Here is a 17,347-nt window from a genome sequence, read left to right as displayed (position 1 = left end):
GCTCAAACCTTCAGGAAATCTTCGCGGCCGCCCAGCCAACGCGTCAGATGGGCGCTGACGGTAGCCTGGCTGGCTGGCGCCGGATCCTGCAGCAGCGTTTGCGCCAGGTCGCGGGCGCGGTCGACCAGCCATTGGTCGGTAGCCAGGTCGGCAAAACGCAGCATGGCCTGGCCTGACTGGCGCGCACCGAGGAATTCGCCGGGGCCGCGGATTTCCAGGTCGCGCCGCGCGATTTCGAAGCCGTCGGTGGTTTCGCGCATGGTCATCAGGCGTTGCTTGGCGACATAGCCGAGCGGGCTTTGGTATAACAGCAAGCATACGCTGGCGGCAGAACCGCGTCCAACCCGCCCGCGCAGCTGGTGCAGCTGCGACAGTCCGAAGCGTTCCGCATGTTCGATCACCATCAGCGAAGCGTTGGGGACATCGACCCCGACTTCAATCACGGTAGTGGCGACCAGCACGTGGCAGGCGCCGGCGCTGAAGGCGTCCATGACTTCCTGTTTTTCGGCTTGCTTGAGACGGCCGTGCACCAGGCCGATCCGCAGGTCCGGCAACGCTTCGGCCAGCATTGCGTAGGTTTCGGTGGCGGTCTGCAGCTGCAGGGCCTCCGATTCTTCGATCAGCGGGCAGACCCAGTACGCCTGGCGTCCGTCCTGTACTGCCGCATGCACCCGTGCGATCACCTCGTCGCGCCGTGCCTGGTCGACTGCGCGGGTGACGATGGGGGTGCGGCCGGGCGGCAGTTCGTCGATCACCGAGATTTCCAGGTCGGCGTAATAAGTCATCGCCAGGGTGCGCGGAATCGGCGTGGCGCTCATCATCAATTGGTGCGGCACCACCGGCGCCGTGTTTTGGACGGCATCGCTGCCGCCGTTTTCAGACACGGTCTTGTTGCGCAGCGCCAGCCGCTGGCCGACGCCGAAACGATGCTGTTCGTCGACGATCACCAGGCCCAGCCTGGCGAACTGCACGCTGTCCTGGATCAGGGCATGGGTGCCGATCACCAGTTGCGCCTCGCCCGACTCGATCATGGCCTGGGCCGCCAGCTTTTCTTTCTTTTTCAGGCTGCCGGTGAGCCAGGCGACGCGCACGCCAAGCGGCTCCATCCAGGCGGCGATCTTGCGGAAATGCTGGTCCGCCAGGATTTCGGTGGGCGCCATCAGCACCGCCTGGTAGCCGCTGTCGATGGCTTGTGCCGCGGCCAGGGCGGCAACCACGGTCTTGCCGCTGCCGACATCGCCTTGCAGCAGGCGCTGCATGGGAAACGAGGCTTGCAGGTCGGCGCTGATTTCGGCCACCACCCGCTGCTGCGCCTTGGTCAGGGTAAACGGCAGCGTGGCGAGGAAGGCTGCGGACAACTGCCCGACCACCGGCAGCGCGCGGGCATTCTTGGCGCGCCGTGCGACCTGGGCCCGTTTCAACGACAATTGCTGGGCCAGCAGCTCATCGAATTTCATGCGCACCCAGGCCGGATGAGAGCGGTCTTCCAGCGCATGCTCGTCGACGTCGGGCGGTGGATTGTGCAGCAGGCGCACCGCGCTTTCGAACGGCATCAGCTGCTGCGCCGCCAGCTGCGCCGGCGACAAGGTGTCATGCCAGGCGACGTTCTGCATGGCGTCGGCAATCGCCTTGCGCAGGAAAATCTGTGACAGGCCTTCGCCGGCCGGGTAAACCGGGGTCAGGACATCAGGCAAGGGAGCGCCTTCCAGCACCACCTTGTAACTGGGGTGGACTACTTCAGCGCCGAAAAAGCCGTGGCGGATTTCGCCGCGCGCGCGCACCCGGGTGCCGACCGCCAGCTGCTTGGTCTGGCTGCCGTAGAAATTCAGGAAACGCATCACCAGCTGGCCGCTATTGTCGGCGATGGTGACGATCAGCTGCCGCCGCGGCCGGTACTGGATATCGCAGGCAGTGACGACGCCTTCGACTTGCGCTACGCTGGTGCCCATCATGCCGGCTTGCTGGATGGCGACGATCTCGGTTTCATCTTCATAACGCAGCGGCAGGTGCAAAACCAGGTCCATGTCCGTGCGCAGGCCCAGCTTTTCCAGTTTGCTGGCGCGGGTGTTCGCAGCCGGGGCGGGGGGGGCAGCAGCGGCAGGTTTTCGCTTCGGAGCAGGCATATCAGGCGGTTTGTAGGCCACAGGGCGTAAAATAGCGGGTTTGCTCATAAAAAAGCATCGAGTTGCTGCATCCCTGTTGTGTACAGATTTCAGCGTTTGCCATTGTAAAGCCTATAGCTGTATTGGCAAGTTGAGCCTAATTTCATTATTTTTATCCGAGCATGCATTCTCTATCCGATTACGATTTCGAACTGCCTCCTGAGCTGATCGCGCAAACCCCGCTGCCGCAGCGCAGCGCCTCGCGCCTGCTGCATATCGACGGCGGACAGTTGATTGACCGCCGGTTCGCCGACATTGTCGACCTGTTGAATCCCGGCGACCTGCTGGTGTTCAACGATACCCGCGTACTCAAGGCGCGCTTCTTCGGCGTCAAGGAAACCGGCGGCAAGGTCGAGGTGCTGGTCGAACGCGTGGTTGACAACCGTACCGTGCACGCCCAGGTGCGCGCCTCGAAATCGCCGCCTGCCGGCGCCCGGATCTGCCTGGCCGAAGCATTCGACGTCGTGGTGGGCGAGCGCGTCGGCGAGTTTTATACGCTGGTGTTCCCGGACGATGTGTTCGAACTGATCGAGGCACATGGCCGCCTGCCTTTGCCGCCGTATATCGAGCACGATGCCGATGCTTTCGATGAAACCCGTTATCAAACCGTCTACGCCAAACACGCGGGCGCGGTGGCGGCGCCCACCGCCGGCCTGCATTTCGACCAGGCCTTGCTGCAAAGCTTGCAGCAAAAGGGCATCGGCTTCGCCTATGTCACGCTGCATGTAGGGGCCGGCACTTTCCAGCCGGTGCGCAGCGAGAACCTGGCGGAACACAAGATGCACAGCGAGTGGTACACCATCGCCGAAGCCACCGTGGATGCCGTGCGCGCTGCCAAGGCCGGCGGCGGCAAGGTGGTTGCGGTCGGCACTACCAGCTTGCGGGCGCTGGAGTCAGCCTCGCAGTCCGGCGTTTTACAGGCGGGCAGCGCCGACACCGCCTTGTTCATCACTCCCGGCTACGTCTTCAAGACCGTGGATCGCCTGATCACCAATTTCCATCTGCCGAAATCGACCTTGCTGATGCTGGTCTCGGCTTTTGCCGGCTACGACTGCATCCGCGCCGCTTACGCCCATGCCATCGCGCAGCGTTATCGCTTCTTCAGCTACGGCGATGCGATGCTGCTTACCTATAACGTTTGATCCTGATTACTGACTGAAAATCCATGCTTGAATTCACGCTGCTGAAAACCGAAGGAAAGGCCCGCCGCGGCCGCCTGAAACTTAACCACGGTACGGTCGAAACGCCGATCTTCATGCCGGTCGGCACCTACGGCTCGGTGAAGGCGATGTCGCCGCTGGAGCTGGTGGAGATCGAAGCCCAGATCATCCTCGGCAACACCTTCCATCTTTGGCTGCGGCCTGGCACCGAGGTGCTCGATAAATTCGGCGGCCTGCACAAGTTCATGGCCTGGGACAAGCCGATCCTGACCGATTCCGGCGGCTTCCAGGTGTTTTCGCTGGGCGCGATGCGCAAGATTACCGAAGAGGGCGTGAAATTTTCATCGCCGATCAATGGCGATAAATTGTTCCTCTCGCCCGAGGTCTCGATGCAGATCCAGAAATCGCTGAATTCCGACATCGTGATGCAGTTCGACGAATGCACGCCGTATGAAATCGACGGCCGTCCCGCCACCAGCGAGGAAGCGGCGCAATCGATGCGGATGTCGCTGCGCTGGGCCAAGCGCTCCAAGAACGAATTCGACCAGCTGGAAAACCCGAACGCGCTGTTCGGCATCGTCCAGGGCGGCATGTTTGAAAACCTGCGCGACGAGTCGCTGGCCGGCCTTGAAGACGTCGGTTTCCACGGCATCGCCATCGGCGGCCTGTCGGTGGGCGAACCGAAGGAAGAAATGATGCGCGTGCTGGAGCACATCGGCCCGCGCCTGCCGGCCGGCAAGCCGCATTACCTGATGGGCGTCGGCACGCCGGAAGACCTGGTGGCAGGGGTCGAAAACGGGGTCGACATGTTTGATTGCGTGATGCCGACCCGCAACGCCCGCAACGGCTGGCTGTTTACCCGTTTCGGCGACCTGAAGATCAAGAATGCCCGTTACAAGGATGACGAGAAGCCATTGGACGAGACTTGCGGCTGCTACGCTTGCCGCAATTTCTCGCGCGCATACTTGCATCATTTGCATCGTACCGGTGAAATCCTTGGCGCGCGGCTCAATACGATTCACAATCTGCATTACTACCTGGACCTGATGAAGAATATCCGGGCAGCGCTGGATGTCGGGCAGTTCAGTGTATTCGTAACCCAGTTCCACCTGGACCGGGCGCGCGGCGTATAGGATTTACCCTGGAAAAAGTATGCATTTTGCAACTATTTCCAGGCAAGCCGGTCTATGAACACCGGCCTGGTCTGCCGACTCCCGTAATAAGGGCGGCGCATCGGGCCGATTTTCCCGGCAATAAATAGCGCCGGGGGGGGCGGCTGGACGGTTGTATGCCGTTACCCAATGCTAGAATGCTGGGCTATTTTCAAACTATTACCTGGAGCAACTCGTGTCAATTATTTCCAGCGCTTACGCGCAAACTGCACCTGCGGCTACTGCTGCTACCGGCCCACTGGGCCTGAGCGGCAACCTGACCAGCTTTTTGCCGATCATCCTGATGTTCGTCGTGTTGTATTTCCTGATGATCCGTCCGCAAATGAAGCGTCAGAAAGAACAGAAATCCATGATGGAAGCGCTCGCCAAGGGCGATGAAGTAGTGACGGCCGGCGGCATGCTGGGCAAGATCACCAAGGTTGCCGACGCTTACATCACCCTGGAAATCGCCAGCGGCACTGAAGTCGTGGTGCAAAAGGGTTCGGTCACCACATTGCTGCCAAAGGGCACGATCAAGACGGCCCTGTAACCAGGCGCCCGACTGACGGAACGAGAGCATCCAGGCGGGTGCTCTCTTCAAATGTAAAGTCCGGAATAAAAAAGAGCCTGGCGGCGCAGTGCTACAAGCGCAGCACGGCAAGACATTGCACGCAGGGCATCGGCTGCACCAACCATGCAAGCAAGAGACTCCCTCTGAGACTCACACAGAACGCTGAATCAATATGAATCGCTATCCTCTCTGGAAATATATTCTGATCGTCATCGCGCTGCTGTTTGGCGTGCTGTACACCATACCGAATTTCTTTGGCGAATCGCCTGCGGTACAGGTGAGCAGCGGCAAATCGACATTGAAGGTCGACAGCTCGCTGGCCGACCGGGTGTCGCAAGTGCTGCAGCAAGGCAAGCTGCAGACTGACGGCGTGGCGTTTGAAAACACCGGCGCGCAGGGCACCGTGCGCGCGCGTTTCCACGATACCGACACCCAGTTCAAGGCCAAGGCCCTGCTGGAACAGAACCTGAATACAGATCCTACCGATCCGACCTACGTTGTCGCTTTCAACCTGGTGCCGAACACGCCGCACTGGCTGCAAGCGCTGCACGCCTTCCCGATGTACCTGGGCCTCGACTTGCGCGGCGGCGTGCATTTCCTGATGCAGGTCGATACCAAGGCGGTCATCAACAAGCGCCTGCAAGGCTTGCAAGCCAGCGCCCGCAGCGCCTTGCGCGACAAGGATATCCGTTACAGCGGCATCAACCGCAACGGCGACAGCATCGACATCAGTTTCCGCGACCAGGACACGCTCAACAAGGCGCGCGACCTGCTGGCGCCGCAATTGACGGAAATGCTGATCCAGGTTGCGCCTCCTGTCGCCGGCGCCGATCCGACGCTGACGGCGTCGCTCAAGCCGGAAGCGTTGAAGCAGATCGTCGACAACGGCGTCACGCAAAACATCACGACCTTGTCGAAGCGGGTCAATGAGCTGGGCGTGGCCGAGCCTATCATCCAGCGCCAGGGCGCTGACCGCATCGTGGTGCAGCTGCCTGGCGTGCAAGACGTCTCGCGCGCCAAGGACATCATCGGCCGCACCGCTACGCTGGAAGTGCGGATGGTGGACGAGTCGGTGACGCGCGGCACGGAAACCACCGCGGCCGTGCCTTTCGGTTCCGAGCTGTTCAAGGTCGGCAAGAATGCCCCGGTCGTGCTGTACAAGGAGCCGGTCCTGACCGGCGACTATATTTCCAGCGCAGCCGTGAGCTTTGACCAGAACCAGCAGCCGGCAGTCAGCATCGACCTCAACGGCGATGGCGGCCGCAAGATGCGCGACGCTACCCGCGGCAAGGTCGGCAAGGCGATGGCGATCGTGCTGTTTGAAAAAGGCAAGGGCGAAGTCCTGACCGTGGCTACCATCCAGAGCGAACTGGGCTCGCGCTTCCAGATCACCGGCATGGGTTCTCCTGAAGCGGCCGCCGACCTGGCGCTGCTGCTGCGCGCCGGTTCGCTGGCGGCGCCCATGACCATCATCGAAGAACGCACCATCGGCCCGCAGCTGGGCGCCGAGAATATCAAGAAGGGCTTCGATTCGACCATGTACGGTTTTGCCGTGATCGCCGTATTCATGATCATCTACTACATGCTGTTCGGTTTCTTCAGCGTGCTGGCGCTGTCGGTCAACCTGCTGCTGCTGATCGCCGTGCTGTCGACGCTGCAGGCGACGCTGACCCTGCCGGGCATCGCCGCGATCGCCCTGACGCTGGGTATTGCGATCGACGCCAACGTGCTGGTGAACGAGCGTATTCGTGAAGAGCTGCGCAACGGCAATTCGCCGCAAGCAGCGATCTCGATCGGTTTCGACCGCGCCTGGGCCACGATCCTGGACTCCAACGTGACGACGCTGATCGCCGGCCTGGCATTGCTGATTTTCGGTTCCGGCGCGATCCGCGGTTTTGCGGTGGTGCACTGCCTGGGCATCCTGACTTCGATTTTCTCGGCAGTGTTCGTTTCGCGCGGTTTCGCCAACCTGTGGTACGGCCGCAAGAAGAAGCTGACCAGCCTGTCGATTGGCCAGATCTGGAAGCCGAACGCTTGAGCCGCGGCTAAGCGCAAGCGCATATTGAATAACGTTGCGGCCGCCATCGCGCGGCTGCACAGGCAAGAACCAGTGGTGTGAACCAAAAGGAATGTGATGGAACTTTTCCGTATCAAAAAAGATATTCCGTTCATGCGCCATGCATTGATATTCAATGCGATCTCGGCGCTGACGTTTGTATTGGCCGTATTCTTCCTGTTCTCGAAAGGCTTGCATCTGTCGATCGAGTTTACCGGCGGTACGGTGATCGAAGTCGCCTACAGCAAGCCGGCCAATATCGAAGGCATCCGCAAATCGGTTGAAAGCCTTGGTTATACCGATAACCAAGTCACCAATTTCGGCACCGCGCAAGATGTGATGATCCGCCTGCCGGCCAAAAAAGGTGAAAACTCCAACGAGCAAAGCGCCGCCGTACTGAAGGCCCTGCAGCAGCAGGACGCCGATGTGCAGCTCAAGCGCACCGAATTTGTCGGACCGCAGGTGGGCGACGAGCTGGCGCATGACGGCTTGATGGCGCTGCTGTTCGTGGTGATCGGCATCGTCATCTACCTGGCCATCCGTTTCGAATGGAAATACGCGGTGGCGGCGATCATCGCCAACTTGCATGACGTGGTGATCATCCTCGGCTTCTTCGCCTTCTTCCAATGGGAATTCTCGCTGACCGTGCTGGCGGCGATCCTGGCGGTGCTGGGCTATTCGGTGAATGAATCGGTGGTGGTGTTCGACCGCGTGCGCGAAACCTTCCGCGACCGCCGCTTCGGCAAGCTGGCGGTGGCCGATGTCATGAACCACGCGATCACCAGCACGATTTCCCGTACCATCATCACCCACGGCAGTACCGAAATCATGGTGTTGTCGATGTTCGTGTTCGGCGGCCCGGCGTTGCACTACTTTGCGCTGGCGCTGACCATCGGTATCCTGTTCGGTATCTATTCTTCAGTGTTCGTGGCGGCGGCAGTGGCAATGTGGCTGGGCGTCAAGCGCGAAGACATGATCAAGCCGATCAAGGAAAAGGACGAGACTGACGGCGCGGTGGTATAAAGCGTCGCGGCAATAAAAAAAACCAGCCTCCGGGCTGGTTTTTTTTTGGTCTGGCGGAAAGCGGCGTTTCAGATTTTCCTGGCCAGCAATGCTGCATGTCCGATGTAGTTGGACGGTGTCATGGCCAGCAGATGGTCTTTGGCTTCCTGCGGGATTTCCAGCTTGAGGATGAACTCGCGCAATGCATCCTTGGAGATGCCTTTGCCGCGTGTCAGCTCTTTCAGCTGCTCGTAGGGATTTTCAATGCCGTAGCGGCGCATCACGGTTTGCACCGGCTCGGCCAGCACTTCCCAGGTAGCATCCAGGTCTTCCGCCAGGCGGCCGGGATTGACTTCCAGCTTGTTCAGGCCGCGCAGGCAGCTGTCGTAAGCCAGGATCGCGTAACCGAGGCCGACGCCGATATTGCGCAGCACGGTGGAATCGGTCAGGTCGCGCTGCCAGCGCGACAGCGGCAGTTTTTCCGACATGTGCTTGAGCACAGCATTGGCCATGCCCAGGTTGCCTTCCGAATTCTCGAAATCGATAGGGTTGACCTTGTGCGGCATGGTCGACGAGCCGATTTCGCCGGCCTTGGTGCGCTGCTTGAAAAAGCCCAGCGAGATGTAGCCCCAGATATCGCGGTTCAGGTCGAGCAGGATGGTGTTGCTGCGGCTGATCGCATCGAACAGTTCCGCCATGTAGTCATGCGGTTCGATCTGGATGGTGTAGGGATTGAACACCAGGCCCAGCCTTTGTTCGATCACGTTCTTCGAGAAATTTTCCCAGTCGAAGTCAGGATAGGCCGACAGGTGCGCATTGTAGTTGCCGACCGCGCCGTTCATCTTGCCCAGGATTTCCACGGCGGCGATGCGCTTCACCGCGCGCTGCAGGCGCGCCACGACGTTGGCCATTTCCTTGCCGAGCGTGGTCGGGCTGGCCGGCTGGCCATGGGTGCGCGACATCATCGGCAAATCGGCGTTGGCGTGCGCCAGCTCGGTCAGCTTGGCGATCACTTCCTGCAGGGCAGGCAGCAGCACGGTATCGCGCGCGGCTTTCAGCATCATGCCGTGCGAGGTGTTGTTGATGTCTTCCGAGGTGCAGGCGAAGTGGATGAATTCCGAGGCGGCGACCAGTTCCTGCACGTCCTTGACCTGTTCCTTGAGCCAGTATTCGACCGCCTTGACGTCGTGGTTGGTGACGGCTTCGATGGCCTTGATGCGTTCTGCATCGGCTTCGCTGAAGTCGCTGGCCAGCTTGTCGAGCAGCGCGCTGGCGCTGGCGGAGAAGGGTTTGATCTCGGCGAAGCCCGCAGTCGACAGGGCTTGCAGCCAGGCAATTTCAACCTTGACCCGATGGTGCATGAAACCGGCTTCGGACAGGATCGGGCGCAGCTTGCCGGTTTTGGCGGCGTAGCGGCCATCCAGCGGGGACAGGGCGGAAAGCGTGGAAAGAGACATGATAATGGTGGCTATAGAGGTGAATGAAGATAGGGCCGGTACGCCGGTTGTTTCTATTTTACAAGTGCGCAGCGCGCTTAAAAACGATGCGGATTCTGGCAACAACGTCTGTCAACAACGCAAGGCAATAACGAGCCAAACCGAATTTTACCATTTGCAACGTGGTAAATATGCCGCTTTGCGTCCGGGCCGGGCCAGTGATGGACAAAGTCGCTGGGGGCGAATGCTATAATCAGCCAACATTTTTTACCATAAGTGACATATGAAGCTGATCGGTTCCCTCGCTAGTCCTTTCGTCCGCAAGGTACGTGTTGTCATGGCGGAAAAGAAACTGGACTACGAATTCGTGCTGGAAGATGTCTGGGCCGCCGACACCAAGATTCATGCTTCGAATCCCTTGGGCAAGGTGCCTTGCCTGGTGATGGAAGACGGCGGCGCCATGTTCGATTCGCACGTGATCGTCGAATATCTCGACACCCTGACGCCGGTTGGTAAACTCATCCCGATTAACAGCCGCGAGCGCTCCGAAGTGAAATGCTGGGAAGCGCTGGCCGACGGCGTGGTGGAAGCGGGCGTGCTGATCCGCCTGGAAGGCACGCAGCGCGCCGAAGGCGAACGCAGCCAGGCTTGGATCGACCGCCAGCAGCGCAAGATCGACGGCGGCCTGAAAGCGATGGCGGCCGGCCTGGCGGAAAAGCCGTTCTGCTCCGGCATCCACTATTCGCTGGCCGACGTGGCCGTCGGTTGCGCCTTGGGCTGGCTCAGTTTCCGCTTCCCGGAAATTACCTGGCGCGAAGACTATCCGACGCTGGCCAAGTTGTACGAGAAATTGTCCGAGCGCCAGTCGTTCAAGGACACCGCTCCGCAATAAGCCGTACTACCGAAGCAGGCTGTTCCGTCCGTGTTGCGTCACACGGACGATGCAACAGCGGCTCTCGGCTGCATCTGTTCCCCCGCAAACCTCTTCTCATGCATGGCCTCGGCCCCGCCGTGCGCTAATTGCCTGCCTGGCCGGTTTTCTTTGGCGCGAAGAAGGTCGACGGCGACTGCCCGAAAGTTTTCCTGAACATGGCGGAAAATGCCGACTGGCTGGCATACCCCAGTTCGGCGGCAACCAGCGACAGCGGCATGCCGCGCGCGATCATCGGCGCCGCGTGCGCCAGCCTGATCTGCTGCCGCCACTGGCCGAAGGTCATGCCCAGGTCGCGCTCGAACAGGCGCGCCAGGGTTCTTTCCGAGGCCCCGACCTGGTCTGCCCAGCCGGCCAGCGTCATGCCGGAATCGGGCGTTTCCATCAGGACCTGGCAGATGGCGTGCAAGCGCTTTTCGGTCGGCAGGGAAATGCGTATGCCCTGGGTTTGCGCCGCCGTCAGTTCCTCCAGTATCAATTGGCTGAGCAGGGTTTCCCTGCGGCTGCCGTCGTCGGTCTGCGACAAGGCCGCGATCAGTTCGCGCAGCAAGGTCGAGACCTCCAGCACGATGCATTCCTGGCCGTCGAAAGGCGTCGCATCGGCATGGATGTACAAGGCGCGCAGCTGGGATTTTTCCATGGTGGCGATTTCATGCTCCACCAGCGGAGGAATCCAGATCGCCCTTAGCGGCGGCACGATCCAGGTGCTGTTGCCGACGCTCACGCGCAGCACGCCTTCCGCTGCATAGGTAACCTGGCCCCAGGGATGGAAGTGCGCGCTCAGCAGCTTGGCGGCGTCAAGGTCGCGCGCCCGCAGGCGTACCGGATGCAGTGCGTCCGGCACGACGTCAAGCAAGCCGATCTTGGTATGGGTGAGTATTTGAGCAGGCATAGGGACGAAATGGCAGAAATGCGACAAATTATGTCTTTCTATCTTAAAACAGTCTCTGTTTTTTTGCTTACACTGATGGCTTGCGAATGAAGAAATCTTTTTCGATGCCTAAGCAGGCCGTTTCTTGTTTCATTTGCGCCTTTCATCGTACCTAATTCGCCACTATTCATTTCACCGCCATGCAAACCGCAGCCAAGCAGATTTCTCCCGCCATGGGATCGCACGATGCCGAGAAAACCGGTTTTCGGGTACTGGGCGCCATCAGTTTTGCCCACTTCCTGAATGACATGATCCAGTCGCTGATCTTGTCTATCTATCCGCTGTTGAAGGGAAATTTCAATCTCAGCTTTGCCCAGATCGGCCTGATTACCCTGACTTACCAGATCACCGCCTCCATCCTGCAGCCGCTGGTGGGGCTCTACACCGACAAGCATCCGAAGCCGTATTCGCTGGCGCTGGGCATGGGCTTCACGCTGGTGGGCCTGCTGATCCTGTCGGTCGCGCCCAGCTACGGCATCTTGCTGTTCGCGGCGGCCCTGGTCGGCACCGGCTCGTCGATTTTCCACCCGGAGTCGTCGCGGGTAGCGCGCATGGCTTCCGGCGGCCGCCATGGCCTGGCGCAGTCGATTTTCCAGGTGGGCGGCAATGCCGGCAGCTCCATGGGACCGCTGCTGGCGGCCTGGATCGTGATCCCGCACGGACAGACCAGCATCGCCTGGTTTTCGGCGGCGGCGCTGCTGGCGATCGTGGTGTTGTGGCAGATCGGCAACTGGTACAAGCGCAAGCGCCAGGAAGCGCAGAACAAGCCGGCCAAGGCAAAGCAGCATTACGTGGCGTTGCCGCGCAAGAAAGTGCTGTTTTCGGTAGGCATCTTGCTGATGCTGGTTTTCTCGAAATATTTTTACATGGCCAGCCTGAGCAGCTATTTCACGTTTTACCTGATCGACAAATTCCAGCTGTCGGTGCAGTCGGCGCAGCTGCATCTGTTCGTATTCCTGTTTGCGGTGGCGGCAGGCACCGTGCTGGGCGGTCCGATCGGCGACAAGGTCGGCCGCAAGCTGGTGATCTGGGTCTCTATCCTCGGCGTGGCGCCGTTCACCCTGATGCTGCCGTACGCTAACCTGTTCTGGACCGGCGTGCTGACGGTGGTGATCGGCGTGATCCTGGCGTCAGCGTTCTCGGCGATCCTGGTATTCGCCCAGGAGCTGGTGCCTGGCAAGGTCGGCACGGTATCCGGCCTGTTCTTCGGTTTCGCTTTCGGCATGGGCGGCATCGGCGCCGCTGCCTTAGGCAAGCTGGCCGACATGACCAGCATCAGCTTCGTCTACCAGGTCTGTTCTTTCCTGCCGCTGATCGGCCTGCTGGCGGCGTTCCTGCCGAATCTTGAAGGGCATCGGCGCAAAGCCGCCGGCTGACCGGATTAAGCCGTAAATCAAGTCGTTAAAAAAGCGCGCTGTCGCCAGCGCGCTTTTTTTCTGCCCTCTGTCTATCGCTACATCATTTCTTTTGCTTGGCGACCCATTGTTCCAATGCTTGCAGCGTGTTGCCGACATGCTTGTCCGGATCCATGCTGCTGTATTCATAGATGATGCTGCCGTTGGGAGCGATCACATACGATACGCGGTCTGCATAGCTGGTCTTGGAGAGCAGCACCGAATCATAGGATTTCATGATTTTCCGGTCCTGGTCGGAGGCAACCGCGAATTTGCTGCGGCATTCGCTGACCGAGAATTTGTTGAGGGTATCGATGTTGTCGGCGGATACGCCGATCACGGATGCGCCGAGCGCCTTGTACTTGTCGACCGCATCGGCAAACAGATGGGCTTCGATAGTGCAGCCCTTGGTAAACGCGGCCGGATAAAAGTAGAGCACCACCGGCCCTTTTTTCAGTTCATCGGCCAGCGAGTAGCTGAACACCTTGCCGCCGAGAGAAGCCTGGGTAGTAAACGGCGGCGCTTGCTCGCCGGCCTTGAGGGCGGCAAAAGCCGGTGCGGCAACAGCGCTGCAAACCAATAAAGCGGCAATCAGTCGTTTCATGAGGACTCCTGGATGAATGATAAGCAGCATCATGCGTCGAGATCGCAGCGTTGTCCAATCACTTGTTTAACCTGGTGCTAGCCAAGGCTGCGAAGAGACATGCCGGGCAGTGGATTTAATGGCCGCCGTGCCAGCCGCCGCCGCCGCCCCAACCTCGACCGCCCCAGCCTCGTCCGCCCCAGCCGCGCGAATAGCCAAAGCCGATGTCCACGCTAGGCCCCACATACACCGGCGCCGGGGCGTAGTAGCCGCCGCCGTAATAACCGCCGTAGCCGCCATAATACGGATCGCCCGCATACGGATAGGCAACGCAGCCGCCCAGCAACATGGTTGCTCCCAGCAGTGTTGCTCCGATTAATAGTCGCTTTTTCATGAGACCCTCCGTCCCTGGTACTGATGGAAATTGGATATAAGCCTAGCAGATTAGTTCAGGTTGGACAGGGCGATGTGTATCACGCCGGAATCGGCAATTGCGGGGGTATATCTTGATTATCGAAGAAGATACTGGGGAGATGAGGGATTTTTGTTCCTATACTCCAGCCAGTACCAGCCCGGAGCACAGGATTTGATGTGCTACTTTTACAATCGGTAACCAAATTCACGCTGGAAGCGCTCATCGATTTCAGCGCGGCTCGGCGCGTGGTTCTGCGGTCCCAGATGCGCAATCTTGATGCTGCCCAGTAAACTGGAAAGGCGGCCGGTGGTGGCCCAGTCCATGCCGTTGCTCAAGCCATACAGCATGCCGGCGCGGAAGGCGTCGCCGCAGCCGGTCGGATCCAGCACCTGTTCAGCTTCGACGCAAGGAATGTCGATCTTGCCGCCGGCGGTGAATATCTCCGCGCCGAGTTCGCCGCGGGTGACGATCAGCGCCGATACCCGTTCGGCGATCTGCGCCAGCGACAAGCCGGTGCGCGAAGCCAGCATTTCGGCTTCGTAGTCGTTCATGGCGATATAGGTCGCGAGTTCGATGAACTGCTTCAGTTCGTCGCCGTTGAACATCGGCATGCCCTGGCCCGGATCGAAGATCAGCGGAATGCCTTGCGCCGCGCAGTCGGCGGCATGCTGCAGCATGCCGTCGCGGCCGTCGGGAGCGACAATCGCCAGCTTGACCGGACCGGCATCGGCCACCTTGTTCTCGTGCGAGAAAGTCATCGCGCCGGGATGGAAGGCGTTGATCTGGTTATTGTCGGCGTCGGTGGTGACGAAGCATTGCGCGGTATAGATCGACTCGATGGTGCGCACGGTCTTGCGCGAAATGCCTTGGCGGTCGAGGCGCGCCAGGTAGTCGCCGCCGTCGTGGCCGATGGTCGCCATGATTTGCGGATCGCCGCCCAGCAGTTTCAGGTTATAGGCGATGTTGCCGGCGCAGCCGCCGAAGTCGCGGCGCAAGGTCGGCACCAGGAAGGAAACGCTGATCTTGTGCAGCTGGTCGGCCAGCAGCGAATCCGAGAAGCGCCCCGGATATTGCATGATGACGTCGAAAGCCAGTGAACCGCAGATAAGAGAGGTCATAGTAAAAGAGGAAAACTTGCTGGTTGGCGCGGATGGTCTGCGCAAATAAAATAATTACGGAATAGAGTTTAAGCGCAACCGGTAAACTTTGCGCCGCTCGCTGCCGCTCAAGGGTAATACAGATACACCCGGTAACCGGACGCCTTCAGCTGCAATAACTCAAAGCCCAGTTTCACGGGCTGTTCCTGGTCGCTGGCGAAACCCTGGGCCGGATCGGCCGATGGGCTCAAATAGTCGCGCGGCGTAAATACCCGGCGCGCTATCGCCTTCTCGCTGTCGTCGTTCAAGGTCAGTTCGATATTGGGCCAGGCTTGCACCGTGTCGCTGCGGTTGCGCAGCAGCAGGTTCAGCGAAAACAGATTGCGGGCAGGATCGACCGCCTGCAGTTCATTGGCTTCGATCGAAATGCTGTCGATCTTCATGGGCAGGCCAACGCTGCAGCCGATTTTCGCGCAGGCGCCGACCAGCGCCGGCTTAAGCTGCGGCAGGCGCGCTGCCAGCTGGTCGCGGAAAAAATATGTCGATTGTCCGGCCAGCCCGACCAGCATCAGCGCAGCGGTGCCCCACATGGCCCAGCGCAGCGTGCCGCCGATACGCTGCTTGCGCCTTGCGCTCAGGACAAAATCGGGTTCGTCGGCAGCGGCGGGTTCGGGTTCAGCGTTTTTTTCGCGGTTCTTCTTTTTGCTGCTGTCGCCGCTGTCAGCCGCGCTCTGGGAATTTGCGGCGGCAGGAATTTTTTCGGCGCGCCACGGCTTGCGCTGCAATTCATCGATGATGCGGTCCAGCTCATCGACATCATCGGCCGCAGAGCCCGATCCGGCTCTTGCCGCCAGCGTGTCGTCGTCCTGGCCGGCGACGTGCATCAGGGTCATGCGCGCCATCTGCTTGTCTTCCTCATCGTCGACGTGGCGATGCCAGACATTGGGGGGTGGCGGATCGCTGGCTGCCTGGCCGGGATCGGTGGGCGCGGATGGCTTGATCAGGCCGAACGGGGTGTGGTGCACGTCGGCCGGCGCCGACTGGCTGGTTTCTTCAGCGATGCGCAAATCTTCTTCGAGGCCGTCAATCGCCGCTTCTACCCGGCCTGATGCCGTGGATCTTCCGGGTTCAGGCGTGACGACAGGCGCGATGATGACAGGCAGCGGGTGGTCTGTGGCAACGGCAACCGCCGGTTCGGGTTCCGGCGTCGGTCCCGGTTCCGGTTCCGGTCCCGGTTCCGGTGCGATGTAAGCTGGCGGCGGCGCGCTATGCTGCGGTTCTGCTACGGGGGTTTTGTCGGTAGCAAAGGCATGGGTCCGGGGCGCTGCGATGTCTGGTTCCGGCGCCGCTACCGGCGCCGCCACTTCGGACCGCACCAGGTGCTCGATGCCGTTGAAGACTTCGCGGCAGCTGCCGCAGCGAACCAGGCCGCCGCGCAGTTTCAGCTGGTCGTTGGCGACCCGGAAGGTGGTCTGACAATGCGGACATTGGGTCGCGAGCGCCATGGCGTGCCGCTTACTTCAGGGTTCCGGACAGCGCGACCCAGCCGTCCTGCTCTGCCCAGACGCTCAGGGGTATCCACTGCGCATAGGCGGCGATGACGTCTTCCGCCTGCTCCGCCAGCACGCCGGACAATGTCAGGCTGCCGCCGGCAGCGATGCGGCTGCACAGCATGGGCGCCATCAGCTTGAGCGGGCCGGACAGGATGTTGGCGACGACGATATCGAATACCTGCACTGCGCTCCGGGCGCTGAAATCTTCCGGCAGGTAGTAGGCCACGTCGCAATGGTTGCGTTCGCTGTTGTAGCGCGCTGCATCGATGGCGTGCGGGTCGATATCGACGCCGACCACGGTACAGTCGCTGCCCAGCTTCTTGGCCACCATGGCCAGGATGCCGGAGCCGCAACCGTAATCGAGCAGCGATTGCGGTTTCTGCTGCGGCACATGGATTTCCAGCCATTCCATGCAAAGGCGGGTAGTCGGATGGCTGCCGGTGCCGAAAGCCAGGCCGGGATCAAGTTCCAGGATCAGGCCGTCGGCGTCGGGCGCATCGTGCCAGCTAGGCACTACCCAGATGTTCTTGCCGATATGGATGGGTTCAAACTGGGATTGGGTCAGCCGCACCCAGTCCTGCGCCGCCACCGGCCGCAGCGAGTAGGGCGGGACCGCGACGCCGCATGCCTTGGCGGCGTTGCTGACGATCGCTGCATGGTCGGCGTCGACTTCGGCCAGGACCACCACCCGGCTGCGCTGCCAGGCGGCTTCCTTGGGCTCCATGCCGGGTTCGCCGAACAGGGGCTGTTCGGCTGCCGTTCCCAGGTCGGCATCTTCTACCGAGACCGACAAGGCGCCAGCGTCCATCAACGCATCAGACAGCGTTTCGGCGTCGCTCAGTGCAACTTCAATAACAATTTCGGTCCAGCTCATCAGATGCCTTACTGTGTAATGGAGATCCCCC

Annotated in this window: 16 protein-coding genes; 8 read left to right on the top strand and 8 right to left on the bottom strand. The window is 60.5% G+C overall.

From position 1 onward, the window contains the following. Positions 1–2: 2 nt before the first annotated feature. On the bottom strand, positions 3–2,123 hold the full coding sequence (gene recG, locus AC07RZ_RS19135; RefSeq protein WP_494669144.1) for an ATP-dependent DNA helicase RecG: 2,121 nt from the start codon (positions 2,121–2,123) through the stop codon (positions 3–5). Between the two features lie 161 nt (positions 2,124–2,284). Here recG and queA point away from each other — a divergent pair, with 161 nt between their 5' ends. From queA to secF, 5 genes are all read left to right on the top strand, one after another. After that, complete coding sequence (gene queA, locus AC07RZ_RS19130; protein ID WP_144742116.1) at positions 2,285–3,304, top strand: tRNA preQ1(34) S-adenosylmethionine ribosyltransferase-isomerase QueA; 1,020 nt, start codon at positions 2,285–2,287, stop codon at positions 3,302–3,304. 23 nt (positions 3,305–3,327) lie between these two features. Then, on the top strand, positions 3,328–4,455 hold the full coding sequence (gene tgt / locus AC07RZ_RS19125; protein ID WP_494669143.1) for a tRNA guanosine(34) transglycosylase Tgt: 1,128 nt from the start codon (positions 3,328–3,330) through the stop codon (positions 4,453–4,455). A 214-nt stretch (positions 4,456–4,669) separates the two neighbouring features. Further along, positions 4,670–5,023, top strand: coding sequence for a preprotein translocase subunit YajC (gene yajC, locus AC07RZ_RS19120; RefSeq protein ID WP_092396642.1), 354 nt, complete (start codon positions 4,670–4,672; stop codon positions 5,021–5,023). Between the two features lie 193 nt (positions 5,024–5,216). After that, positions 5,217–7,082 (top strand): protein translocase subunit SecD, encoded by a 1,866-nt coding sequence (gene secD, locus AC07RZ_RS19115; protein ID WP_494669142.1) that lies wholly within the window; start codon positions 5,217–5,219, stop codon positions 7,080–7,082. 96 nt (positions 7,083–7,178) lie between these two features. Further along, entirely contained in the window at positions 7,179–8,123 is a 945-nt protein-coding gene (secF, locus tag AC07RZ_RS19110; protein WP_144742122.1) for a protein translocase subunit SecF, read from the top strand. 68 nt (positions 8,124–8,191) lie between these two features. Here the strand turns inward: secF and purB are convergent, their stop codons facing one another. After that, positions 8,192–9,559, bottom strand: a complete 1,368-nt coding sequence (gene purB, locus AC07RZ_RS19105) for an adenylosuccinate lyase (protein ID WP_494669141.1) — start codon at positions 9,557–9,559, stop codon at positions 8,192–8,194. On the opposite strand from purB, the gene AC07RZ_RS19100 reads away from it, so the two are divergent. Then, positions 9,558–9,791 (top strand): hypothetical protein, encoded by a 234-nt coding sequence (locus AC07RZ_RS19100; protein ID WP_494669140.1) that lies wholly within the window; start codon positions 9,558–9,560, stop codon positions 9,789–9,791. The two genes, purB and AC07RZ_RS19100, sit on opposite strands and share 2 nt — an antisense overlap. A 30-nt stretch (positions 9,792–9,821) precedes the next feature. Next, complete coding sequence (locus AC07RZ_RS19095) at positions 9,822–10,430, top strand: glutathione S-transferase N-terminal domain-containing protein (protein WP_144742128.1); 609 nt, start codon at positions 9,822–9,824, stop codon at positions 10,428–10,430. 124 nt (positions 10,431–10,554) lie between these two features. On the opposite strand, the gene AC07RZ_RS19090 is transcribed toward AC07RZ_RS19095, so the two are convergent. Then, positions 10,555–11,361, bottom strand: a complete 807-nt coding sequence (locus tag AC07RZ_RS19090) for an AraC family transcriptional regulator (protein WP_494669139.1) — start codon at positions 11,359–11,361, stop codon at positions 10,555–10,557. A 212-nt stretch (positions 11,362–11,573) separates the two neighbouring features. Here AC07RZ_RS19090 and AC07RZ_RS19085 point away from each other — a divergent pair, with 212 nt between their 5' ends. After that, on the top strand, positions 11,574–12,776 hold the full coding sequence (locus AC07RZ_RS19085) for an MFS transporter (protein WP_494669178.1): 1,203 nt from the start codon (positions 11,574–11,576) through the stop codon (positions 12,774–12,776). Positions 12,777–12,858: 82 nt separating this feature from the next. On the opposite strand, the gene AC07RZ_RS19080 is transcribed toward AC07RZ_RS19085, so the two are convergent. From AC07RZ_RS19080 to prmA, 5 genes are all read right to left on the bottom strand, one after another. Beyond that, complete coding sequence (locus tag AC07RZ_RS19080) at positions 12,859–13,398, bottom strand: peroxiredoxin (protein ID WP_494669138.1); 540 nt, start codon at positions 13,396–13,398, stop codon at positions 12,859–12,861. A 115-nt stretch (positions 13,399–13,513) separates the two neighbouring features. Then, the gene (locus AC07RZ_RS19075) at positions 13,514–13,771 is read right to left on the bottom strand and encodes a hypothetical protein (protein WP_494669137.1); all 258 of its coding nucleotides are present in this window, start codon (positions 13,769–13,771) and stop codon (positions 13,514–13,516) included. A 206-nt stretch (positions 13,772–13,977) separates the two neighbouring features. Then, positions 13,978–14,910, bottom strand: coding sequence for a carbohydrate kinase family protein (locus AC07RZ_RS19070; protein ID WP_144742136.1), 933 nt, complete (start codon positions 14,908–14,910; stop codon positions 13,978–13,980). A 107-nt stretch (positions 14,911–15,017) separates the two neighbouring features. Then, positions 15,018–16,394, bottom strand: a complete 1,377-nt coding sequence (locus AC07RZ_RS19065; protein WP_494669136.1) for a DUF3426 domain-containing protein — start codon at positions 16,392–16,394, stop codon at positions 15,018–15,020. A 10-nt stretch (positions 16,395–16,404) separates the two neighbouring features. Continuing rightward, positions 16,405–17,316, bottom strand: coding sequence for a 50S ribosomal protein L11 methyltransferase (gene prmA / locus AC07RZ_RS19060; protein WP_494669135.1), 912 nt, complete (start codon positions 17,314–17,316; stop codon positions 16,405–16,407). Between the last annotated feature and the right edge of the window lie 31 nt (positions 17,317–17,347).

This window comes from Collimonas sp. GW821-FHT07E08 (genome assembly GCF_059418905.1).
Note: the sequence above shows the minus strand (reverse complement) of the source record. Positions and strands in the feature narration are given on the sequence as shown.

Bases quoted from the DNA above. Each gene is read 5' to 3' on its own strand.
- queA (WP_144742116.1), top strand. From the start codon at position 2,285: ATGCATTCTCTATCCGATTACGATTTCGAACTGCCTCCTGAGCTGATC.
- AC07RZ_RS19080 (WP_494669138.1), bottom strand. From the start codon at position 13,398: ATGAAACGACTGATTGCCGCTTTATTGGTTTGCAGCGCTGTTGCCGCA.
- secF (WP_144742122.1), top strand. From the start codon at position 7,179: ATGGAACTTTTCCGTATCAAAAAAGATATTCCGTTCATGCGCCATGCA.
- secD (WP_494669142.1), top strand. From the start codon at position 5,217: ATGAATCGCTATCCTCTCTGGAAATATATTCTGATCGTCATCGCGCTG.
- purB (WP_494669141.1), bottom strand. From the start codon at position 9,559: ATGTCTCTTTCCACGCTTTCCGCCCTGTCCCCGCTGGATGGCCGCTAC.
- AC07RZ_RS19075 (WP_494669137.1), bottom strand. From the start codon at position 13,771: ATGAAAAAGCGACTATTAATCGGAGCAACACTGCTGGGAGCAACCATG.
- AC07RZ_RS19065 (WP_494669136.1), bottom strand. From the start codon at position 16,394: ATGGCGCTCGCGACCCAATGTCCGCATTGTCAGACCACCTTCCGGGTC.
- prmA (WP_494669135.1), bottom strand. From the start codon at position 17,316: ATGAGCTGGACCGAAATTGTTATTGAAGTTGCACTGAGCGACGCCGAA.
- AC07RZ_RS19070 (WP_144742136.1), bottom strand. From the start codon at position 14,910: ATGACCTCTCTTATCTGCGGTTCACTGGCTTTCGACGTCATCATGCAA.
- recG (WP_494669144.1), bottom strand. From the start codon at position 2,123: ATGCCTGCTCCGAAGCGAAAACCTGCCGCTGCTGCCCCCCCCGCCCCG.
- tgt (WP_494669143.1), top strand. From the start codon at position 3,328: ATGCTTGAATTCACGCTGCTGAAAACCGAAGGAAAGGCCCGCCGCGGC.
- AC07RZ_RS19085 (WP_494669178.1), top strand. From the start codon at position 11,574: ATGGGATCGCACGATGCCGAGAAAACCGGTTTTCGGGTACTGGGCGCC.
- AC07RZ_RS19095 (WP_144742128.1), top strand. From the start codon at position 9,822: ATGAAGCTGATCGGTTCCCTCGCTAGTCCTTTCGTCCGCAAGGTACGT.
- AC07RZ_RS19090 (WP_494669139.1), bottom strand. From the start codon at position 11,361: ATGCCTGCTCAAATACTCACCCATACCAAGATCGGCTTGCTTGACGTC.
- AC07RZ_RS19100 (WP_494669140.1), top strand. From the start codon at position 9,558: ATGATAATGGTGGCTATAGAGGTGAATGAAGATAGGGCCGGTACGCCG.